The organism is Streptomyces sp. NPDC056361 (assembly GCF_042262805.1).
Taxonomy (GTDB): Bacteria; Actinomycetota; Actinomycetes; order Streptomycetales; family Streptomycetaceae; genus Streptomyces.
The window spans coordinates 74,659-83,380 of record NZ_JBHJQI010000021.1 but is presented as its reverse complement, the minus strand read 5'-3'; the positions used below and the strand labels follow the sequence as shown (position 1 = coordinate 83,380).

Sequence of the window (8,722 nt, the reverse complement as noted above, 5' to 3'; positions counted from 1 at the left end):
CGGCGACCGGGGGTACCGGTCGCCGCCCCCACGGGACGGAGGACGGGGCTCAGCCGGCGAGCTTCGCCAGGGCCGCGTCGATACGGGTCAGGGTCTTCTCCTTGCCCAGGATCTCCAGGGACTCGAAGAGGGGAAGGCCGACCGTGCGGCCGGTGACGGCGACGCGGACCGGGGCCTGAGCCTTGCCGAGCTTGAGGCCGTGGGCCTCGCCGGCGGCCAGCACCGCATTCTTGAGCGACTCGGGGTCGCTCCAGTCGGCGTCCACGAGCTTCTCGCGGGCCGTGGTGAGCAGCGCGGCGGGCTCGCCCTTCATCGCCTTGTCCCACGAGGGCTGGTCGAAGACCGGCTCCGGGAGGAAGAGGAAGTCGACGTTGGCCGTGATCTCCGAGAGGACCGTCATGCGGGTCTGGGCGTGCGGCGCGATGGCCTCCCAGGCGGCGCGGTCGAAGTCCTCGGGCGCCCAGTTGGCGTGCGGGGCGTTGAGCCAGGGCTCGCAGGCGTCGGTGAACGCCTTCACGTCGAGCATCCGGATGTGGTCGGCGTTGATCGACTCGGCCTTCTTGAGGTCGAAGCGCGCCGGGTTGGCGTTGACGTCGGCGATGTCGAACTTCGCCACCATCTCGGGGATGGTGAAGAGGTCCTGGTCGGCCGAGAACGACCAGCCGAGGAGCGACAGGTAGTTCAGCAGGCCCTCGGGGAGGAAGCCGCGCTCCCGGTAGAGGTTGAGGGAGGCCTGCGGGTCGCGCTTGGAGAGCTTCTTGTTGCCCTCGCCCATGACGTACGGCAGGTGGCCGAAGGAGGGGATCTCCTTGGCGATGCCCAGCTCGATCAGCGCCTTGTAGAGCGCGACCTGGCGCGGGGTGGAGGAGAGCAGGTCCTCGCCGCGCAGGACGTGGGTGATCTCCATCAGGGCGTCGTCGACCGGGTTGACCAGGGTGTAGAGCGGGGCGCCGTTCGCGCGGAGGATGCCGTAGTCCGGCACGTTCTCCGGGGTGAAGGTGAGCTCGCCGCGGACCAGGTCGGTGAAGGTGATCGGCTCGTCGGGCATCCGGAAGCGGACGATCGACGCGCGGCCCTCGGACTCGTACGCGGCCTTCTGCTCGGCGGTGAGGTCACGGCAGTGGCCGTCGTAGCCGGAGGGGCGGCCGGCGGCGCGGGCGGCCTCGCGGCGCTCGTCGAGCTCCTCGGTGGTGCAGTAGCAGGGGTACGCGTAGCCGCCGGCGAGCAGCTTGTCGGCGACGTCCTTGTAGATGTCCATCCGCTGCGACTGGCGGTACGGCGCGTGCGGGCCGCCGACCTCCGGGCCCTCGTCCCAGTCGAGGCCGAGCCACTTCAGCGAGTCGAGGAGCTGGTTGTACGACTCCTCCGAGTCGCGGGCAGCGTCGGTGTCCTCGATGCGGAAGACCATGGTGCCCTCGTTGTGCCGGGCGAAGGCCCAGTTGAAGAGGGCGGTGCGGACCAGGCCCACGTGGGGGTTGCCGGTCGGCGAGGGACAGAAACGGACGCGGATGTTCGCGTTAGCCACGCTTGATCACCTTATTGGTGAGAGTGCCGATGCCTTCGATGGTGACGGCGACCTCGTCGCCGACGTTGAGGGGGCCGACCCCGGCGGGGGTGCCGGTGAGGATGACGTCGCCGGGGAGCAGCGTCATGGCCTCGGTGATGTGGACGACCAGGTCCTCGATGGAGCGGATCATGTCGCTCGTCCGACCCAGCTGGCGCTGTTCGCCGTTGACCGTGGCCTGGATGGCCAGGTCGCTCGGGTCGAGGTCGGTCTCCACCCAGGGGCCCAGGGGGCAGGAGGTGTCGAAGCCCTTGGCGCGGGCCCACTGCTTCTCGCGCTGCTGGGCGTCGCGGGCGGTGACGTCGTTGGCGCAGGTGTAGCCGAAGACGACGTCCTTCACGCGCTCGCGGGGCACCTCGCGGCACATGCGGCCGATGACCACGGCCAGTTCGGCCTCGTGGTGCAGCTGGTTGGAGAAGGAGGGGTACTCGATGGCGTCGCCGGAGCCGATCACCGAGGTGGTGGGCTTGAAGAAGGCGACGGGGACCTCCGGGACCTCGTTGCCGAGTTCGGACGCGTGCTCGGCGTAGTTGCGGGCGATGGCCACGACTTTGTTGGGGAGCACGGGCGGCAGGAGCCGCACCTTGCTCAGCGGGACCTTGGTGCCGCTGAGCTCGAAGTCGGTGTACGGGATGCCCTTGATGATGTCGAGGACGAGGCCGCCGGACTCGACGGTTCCCTCGCCCTCGACGGCGCCGAAGGCCACATTGCCGTCGATGGAGAATCTGGCGATGCGCACGAGTGCTGTCGCCCCTCACTTGCTACTGGCTGGAGTCTGACGCTCCAGGCTAACGCGGCGAGGGGGCGGCCGACCGGCGATATCGCCGGGGTGAACGGAGTGGGCGACGCCCGTCCGGGTCAGCGGGAGGCGGCAGCGTACGGCTGGGGCTCGTACGGGGCCGGGGCCTGCATGAGGACCGTGCGGCGGGGGTTGGCCGTGTTGCCGGGCAGCTCGACCGCGTACTCCGGCTGGGCGCCCCGGCCGAGCTGTGCGGCGTCCGCGAGGTGGGCGAGGGTGGAGCGGCGGGGGTTGGCCGTGGTGCGGAGCGTCGTCGTGTTCATCGCGGTGATCTGCCCTTGTTCCGGGACGGGCGCCCGTGCGGGCGCGAAGGGGTGTAAAGCGTCAGGCTAAACATGCGATTCCCTTCGAATGCATGGCTGAGACATCGATTCGCGTGTGAGTTTGCTCACCACGCACGACACATTCCGGGCATTACGGATGGTCGCCGGTCGCTACGGAAAGGGACATTCCGCCACTGAATGCTGTATTCCGCTCCTGATCATGCCGACTGGGACACACGGGGATGCCGGTTCATTGGAGGGGAAAAGTCCGAAACCTCCGTGATCATCTTCTACATGGGGTGACACAACGTGCACAGGTTGTCATTCCCCTCACAGTGCGACACGCGGCCCTTGTTGGAGGTCCGGCACTGTGCTGGAATTCCACGCACCGCCGCGGGTTAACAAGCCGGCGCGCAGGAGGCGCGACGCAGCGCCGGCCGAGTGGCGGGGAAGGGGGAACTGCGCCGGTCACCGATGACCACCTGGGGTACTCACGTACCTCGACTGACGCCGACACCGTCCGCTCCGTTCATCCGGAAGGACGCCTGGTCAAAAGGTTGCGACGCTAGTGCAGGGACGTTTCAAGAGGGATGGCTCGGGGTCTCCCCAGGCCCGCCAGAGCCGAGCGGAAGCTCAGGCGGAGCAGGAACCGCGCGCCGGGACCGACCGCGGTCCCTCGGCCCCGCACGCCCCGAACCAGGGACAGGGACCGTCCGGCGACGCCGGTGACGCCGGCAGGCGTGCGAACGGCAAGAACGGCAAGGCCGCTGCGGCCGAGCCGTCGGCCGCGCCCGTCAAGCCCCGCGCCGAGAACGAGGTCGGCCCGCGAATAGCCCTGCGCAACTGGCGCATCTCCACGCGCCTCGTCGCCCTCCTCACCCTCCCCGTGGTGGCGGCGACCACCCTGGGCGGCATCCGCATCAACGAGTCGCTCCAGGACATGGAGCAGCTCGACCACATGCAGCTGCTCACCAAGCTGACCCGTGAGGCGACCGACCTCGCGCAGGCGCTGCAGTCCGAGCGCGACCTGTCCGCGGGTCCGCTGGCCAACGGCCGCCCGGTCAGCGACTACCAGGTCGCCAACCCGCGCCGGAAGACGGACCGCGAGTACAAGGCCTTCCTCGACGCCACCGAGGACATCCCGACCACCGAGGGCGACGAGGCGCTGCGGAGCATCCGCCAGAACGTCAGCCAGATCGCCTCGCAGGTCATCCAGCTCAACACGATCCGCGGCAACGCCTACGAGAAGGGCGTCGCCCACTCGGTGACGGTCGAGGCGTACAGCCGTCTCATCCGCTCGCTGCTCAGCCTGTCCCAGGACATGGCGCAGGCGACCAGCAACCCGGAGATGATCAAGCGGACCCGCGCGCTCGCCGCGTTCTCGTCCGCCAAGGAGTACGCCTCCATCCAGCAGGCGATCATCGCCGCCGCGCTGCCCCCGAACGACAAGACCCCGGGCCGCATCCAGCAGGGTGACCGCCTGTACGCCGACGCCGCGCTCAACTCCGAGGGCGTCGAGTTCAAGTCGTTCCAGGCCATCTACGAGTCGACCGGTGGCGACGCCGCCGAGAAGACCGCGTCCCTCACCGGCGCCAACCCGTCGATCGTCGCCGCCGACAAGTACGCCGAGCGCGTCCTGAACGCGGACGACGCCATGCCCGGCGGCACCCGGCGAGGCCACCTCAACTTCACCGACGAGTACGGCATCAAGATCAACTCCATGAACGTCATCGAGGACGGCCTCCTCGGCGACATGGAGACGATGGCCCGTGAACTGCGGCAGGAGTCGCAGCGCGAGGCCATCATCAACGGTGCGCTGATCCTCCTCGTCCTCGGCGTCTCGCTCATCGGCGCCTTCGTCGTGGCCCGGTCCATGATCCGGTCGCTGCGGCGCCTCCAGGACACCGCGACCAAGGTCGCCCAGGACCGCCTGCCCGAGCTCGTCAAGCAGCTCTCCGAGTCCGACCCGCAGGACGTCGACACCTCCGTCGAGTCCGTCGGTGTGCACTCCCGGGACGAGATCGGCCAGGTGGCCGCGGCCTTCGACGACGTGCACCGCGAGGCCGTCCGCCTCGCCGCCGAGCAGGCCCTCCTCCGGGGCAACGTCAACGCGATGTTCACCAACCTCTCGCGCCGTTCCCAGGGCCTCATCCAGCGTCAGCTGTCGCTCATCTCCGAACTGGAGTCGCGCGAGGCCGACCCGGACCAGCTCTCCTCGCTCTTCAAGCTCGACCACCTCGCGACCCGTATGCGCCGGAACGGCGAGAACCTCCTCGTCCTCGCCGGCGAGGAGCCGGGCCGCCGCTGGACCCGCCCGGTCCCGCTGGTCGACGTGCTCCGTGCCGCCGCCTCCGAGGTGGAGCAGTACGAGCGCATCGAACTGGCCGCGGTCCCGGCGACCGAGGTCGCCGGCCGGGTCGTCAACGACCTCGTGCACCTCCTCGCCGAGCTGCTGGAGAACGCCACCTCGTTCTCCTCCCCGCAGACGAAGGTCCGGGTCACCGGTCACGCCCTGCCCGACGGCCGCGTGCTGGTCGAGATCCACGACACCGGCATCGGCCTCTCCCCCGAGGACCTCGCCGCGATCAACGAGCGGCTCGCGTCGCCGCCCACCGTGGACGTCTCGGTCTCCCGCCGCATGGGTCTCTTCGTGGTCGGCCGCCTGTCCCTGCGACACGGCATCCGCATCCAGCTGCGCCCCTCCGACTCGGGCGGCACCACCGCGCTCGTCATGCTCCCCGTCGACGTCGCCCAGGGCGGCAAGAAGCCGATGCCCAAGCCGGGCGCCGGCGGCCAGGGCGCGATGCCGCAGGGTGCCTCCGCCCCCGGCGGCCGGCTCCCCGGCGGCCCCGGCGCGGCCGGTGGCCCCGGCGGCGGACGTCCCGGCGGTCCGGGTGGCGCGCCGCAGTCGGCGGCCGGCCGGATCGGCGCCGGTGCCGCGCGCGGCCAGGTCGGCACGAGCGGTCCCCGGGCCGCGCTGCCCGCCCGCGACGGTGCCCCGCAGGCCCCGCAGCCGCGCACCCCGCAGCCGCAGAACGCGCAGCTCGACCAGACCGGTCAGCTGCCGCAGGCCCCGCAGAACCCGGACGCGCTGCGCCCGGGTCCCGGCGGCGGCGGTCTCATCGGCGGTGCGGCCAGCGCCATCCCGTCCCGTACGGACGTGTGGGGCAGCCAGGGCCAGGGCAACCAGGGCGGCGGCCAGACCGGCCCGCAGGCCGGACCCGGTGCGCCGCAGCACGCCCCGCAGGGCAACCAGCCCGGCGGTTACGACTTCCCGCGCGCCGAGCTCCCGGGGGGCAACCCCCAGCCGCAGCGCCCGCAGGCCGCGAGCTGGGGCAACGACCCGCAGCAGCAGCCGGTCCGGCGCCCGCAGCAGGAGATGTCCCCGCTGGACGCCCCGCGCGGCCACGAGGACCCGGAGTCGGCCGGCCTGTTCGGTGCTCCGGCGGCCCCGCAGGGTCCCGGCTCCACCGGCCAGTTCCCGCGCCCCGACTTCGGCGCGCCCCAGCAGGCCCCGCAGGCTCAGCAGCCGCAGGTCCCGCAGGCGTACCAGGGCGGTGTCCAGGACCCGGCGTCGACGGCGCAGTTCCCGCGCCCCGACTTCGGTGCCCCGCAGGGTCCCGGCTCGACGGGCCAGTTCCCGCGCCCGGACTACGACGCGCCGCAGGGTCCCGGCTCCACCGGCCAGTTCCCGCGCCCCGACTTCGGCGCGCCCCAGCAGGCCCCGCTGCAGGGTCGCCCCCCGCAGGCCCCGCAGCAGCAGGCCCCGCAGGCGTACCAGGGCGGCCAGCAGCAGCAGTTCGGCCGGCAGCCCTACGTGCCGCAGGCCCAGCAGCAGGCTCCGCAGGCCCCGGCTCCGCGGCAGCGGAACGGCGGCGACTTCGGCGCCCCGCGCCCGGTGGCCGAGCCCGGTCAGCAGCAGCCGCAGCAGCCGGCGCTCCAGCAGCCGCGCCGTCCGGAGGCGCTGCCGCCGGCCGGTACGGGTGACGGTCGTACCCCGCTGTACGACACGCTGGAGACCAACTGGTTCCACCAGGAGCAGGCGGCCCAGCAGCAGGCCCAGCAGCAGGCGCCGGCGGACGTGGCGCAGACGACGCAGACCCCGGTCGTCGCCCAGCCGTCCGCCCCGGCGCCCGCCGACGGCGGCCGGCAGAACGGCGGGGCCGCCTGGCGGACCTCGCCCAACGACGAGCTGGTGCGCCAGGCCGAGCGGGTGCGCAAGCCCGCGGCCGGCGGCGTCACCACCTCCGGTCTTCCCCGGCGCGTGCCGAAGGCCAACCTCGTACCCGGGACCGCACAGGAGCAGGCCCACACGGCCGGCCCCCAGGTCTCGCGTGCACCCGACGACGTCCGCGGCCGGCTGACCAATCTGCGCCGCGGCATCCAGCAGGGCCGACAGGCGAACAACTCGACCACGGGTAGCTTCCACCTCGGTCCGAACCATCAGCAGGAGCGTTAGTTGAACGCGATGAGCCAGGCGGCGCAGAATCTGAACTGGTTGATCACCAACTTCGTGGACAACACCCCTGGGGTGTCGCACACGGTGGTGGTCTCCGCCGACGGACTCCTGCTGGCCATGTCCGAAGGATTCCCCCGCGACCGCGCCGACCAGCTGGCGGCGGTCGCATCCGGACTGACCTCGCTGACCGCGGGTGCGTCCCGGATCTTCGAGGGCGGTCCCGTCGCGCAGACGGTGGTGGAGATGGAGCGCGGCTTCCTCTTCCTCATGTCGGTCTCCGACGGTTCCTCGCTTGCCGTGCTCGCCCACCCCGAGTGCGACATCGGCCTCGTGGGCTACGAGATGGCGCTGCTGGTCGACCGGGCCGGCAGCGTCCTCACCCCGGACCTCCGCGCGGAGCTCCAGGGCAGCCTGCTGCACTAGCCGGTTCCCTACACCGGACAGCCATTCACTACGACTGACAGACAGGGCGGTACGCCCCTCCGTACCGCCCCGTCACCGTTCACCGTCCGGCCGCCCCACCCGGCCCCCCACCGGCCCCATCAGACGGCAGAGAGTTTGCTGTCACGCCCGGAGGATTCATGACCCCGCCCCCCGCCTCTCACGATCCGTACGGCGCCTCAGTCGACGAGTACGGACATGAGGGCGACCAGCCGCTGGTGCGTCCTTACGCGATGACCGGCGGCCGGACCCGGCCGCGCTACCAGCTCGCCATCGAGGCGCTGGTCAGCACCACGGCCGACCCGGCACACCTCGCCACGCTGCTGCCCGAGCACCAGCGGATCTGCCACCTGTGCCGCGAGGTCAAGTCGGTCGCCGAGGTCTCGGCCCTCCTGTCGATGCCGCTCGGCGTCGCCAGGATCCTCGTCGCCGACCTGGCGGAGGCCGGCATGGTGGCCATCCACCAGCCGGGCAACGGAGAGACCGGCGGCACGCCGGACGTGACTCTGCTCGAAAGGGTGCTCAGTGGACTTCGCAAGCTCTAGCGGCGGTGCGGCCCGGTCGACCACCAGCGCGAAGATCGTGGTGGCGGGTGGCTTCGGCGTGGGCAAGACCACGTTCGTCGGCGCCGTCTCGGAGATCAACCCGCTGCGTACCGAAGCCGTCATGACGTCCGCGTCCGCGGGCATCGACGACCTCACGCACACCGGCGGGAAGACGACCACCACGGTCGCGATGGACTTCGGCCGCATCACTCTGGACCAGGACCTGATCCTGTACCTCTTCGGTACGCCGGGCCAGGACCGCTTCTGGTTCATGTGGGACGACCTGGTCCGCGGCGCCATCGGCGCAGTCGTCCTCGTCGACACCCGCCGCCTCGCCGACTGCTTCCCCGCGGTCGACTACTTCGAGAACAGCGGCCTGCCGTTCGTCATCGCCCTCAACGGCTTCGACGGCGCCCAGCCGTACCAGCCGGAGGAGGTCCGCGAGGCCCTCCAGATCGGCCCCGACACCCCCATCATCACCACCGACGCCCGCCACCGCGCGGACGCCAAGAGCGCGCTCATCACGCTCGTGGAGCACGCCCTCATGGCGCGGCTCAAGTAGGACGGCGGAGCGGAACCGGCCGGGGCGGCTGTCATATGCCCCTGCCGGGGCGATCTGTGTCCTTCGACACGACCGCCCTCGCGTTCATA

At 71.4% G+C, this 8,722-nt stretch carries 7 protein-coding genes; 4 read left to right on the top strand and 3 right to left on the bottom strand.

Going from position 1 to position 8,722, the window contains the following annotated elements; all coding sequences use genetic code 11:
- Positions 1 to 49 precede the first annotated feature (49 nt).
- The 3 genes from gltX to ACFCY7_RS09755 form a co-directional block, all read right to left on the bottom strand.
- Positions 50 to 1,525, bottom strand: a complete 1,476-nt coding sequence (gene gltX, locus ACFCY7_RS09765; RefSeq protein WP_376482957.1) for a glutamate--tRNA ligase — start codon at positions 1,523 to 1,525, stop codon at positions 50 to 52.
- Entirely contained in the window at positions 1,518 to 2,303 is a 786-nt protein-coding gene (locus ACFCY7_RS09760) for a fumarylacetoacetate hydrolase family protein (protein WP_376482955.1), read from the bottom strand. Before ACFCY7_RS09760 ends, gltX begins: the two co-directional genes overlap by 8 nt.
- A 119-nt stretch (positions 2,304 to 2,422) precedes the next feature.
- On the bottom strand, positions 2,423 to 2,626 hold the full coding sequence (locus ACFCY7_RS09755) for a hypothetical protein (protein WP_376482953.1): 204 nt from the start codon (positions 2,624 to 2,626) through the stop codon (positions 2,423 to 2,425).
- A 568-nt stretch (positions 2,627 to 3,194) separates the two neighbouring features.
- Between ACFCY7_RS09755 and ACFCY7_RS09750 the strand changes: the two genes are divergently transcribed.
- The 4 genes from ACFCY7_RS09750 to ACFCY7_RS09735 all read left to right on the top strand — a co-directional run bounded on the left by ACFCY7_RS09750 (position 3,195) and on the right by ACFCY7_RS09735 (position 8,633).
- Positions 3,195 to 7,085: a nitrate- and nitrite sensing domain-containing protein gene (locus tag ACFCY7_RS09750; RefSeq protein WP_376482952.1), complete on the top strand. Its 3,891-nt coding sequence runs from the start codon at positions 3,195 to 3,197 to the stop codon at positions 7,083 to 7,085.
- A gap of 9 nt (positions 7,086 to 7,094) precedes the next feature.
- On the top strand, positions 7,095 to 7,508 hold the full coding sequence (locus ACFCY7_RS09745; protein WP_030496942.1) for a roadblock/LC7 domain-containing protein: 414 nt from the start codon (positions 7,095 to 7,097) through the stop codon (positions 7,506 to 7,508).
- Between the two features lie 158 nt (positions 7,509 to 7,666).
- Positions 7,667 to 8,071 (top strand): DUF742 domain-containing protein, encoded by a 405-nt coding sequence (locus tag ACFCY7_RS09740; protein ID WP_017235980.1) that lies wholly within the window; start codon positions 7,667 to 7,669, stop codon positions 8,069 to 8,071.
- Positions 8,052 to 8,633: an ATP/GTP-binding protein gene (locus tag ACFCY7_RS09735; protein ID WP_017235981.1), complete on the top strand. Its 582-nt coding sequence runs from the start codon at positions 8,052 to 8,054 to the stop codon at positions 8,631 to 8,633. Before ACFCY7_RS09740 ends, ACFCY7_RS09735 begins: the two co-directional genes overlap by 20 nt.
- The last annotated feature ends 89 nt before the right edge of the window (positions 8,634 to 8,722 follow it).

Bases quoted from the DNA above. Each gene is read 5' to 3' on its own strand.
- ACFCY7_RS09755 (WP_376482953.1), bottom strand. From the start codon at position 2,626: ATGAACACGACGACGCTCCGCACCACGGCCAACCCCCGCCGCTCCACC.
- ACFCY7_RS09745 (WP_030496942.1), top strand. From the start codon at position 7,095: ATGAGCCAGGCGGCGCAGAATCTGAACTGGTTGATCACCAACTTCGTG.
- ACFCY7_RS09740 (WP_017235980.1), top strand. From the start codon at position 7,667: ATGACCCCGCCCCCCGCCTCTCACGATCCGTACGGCGCCTCAGTCGAC.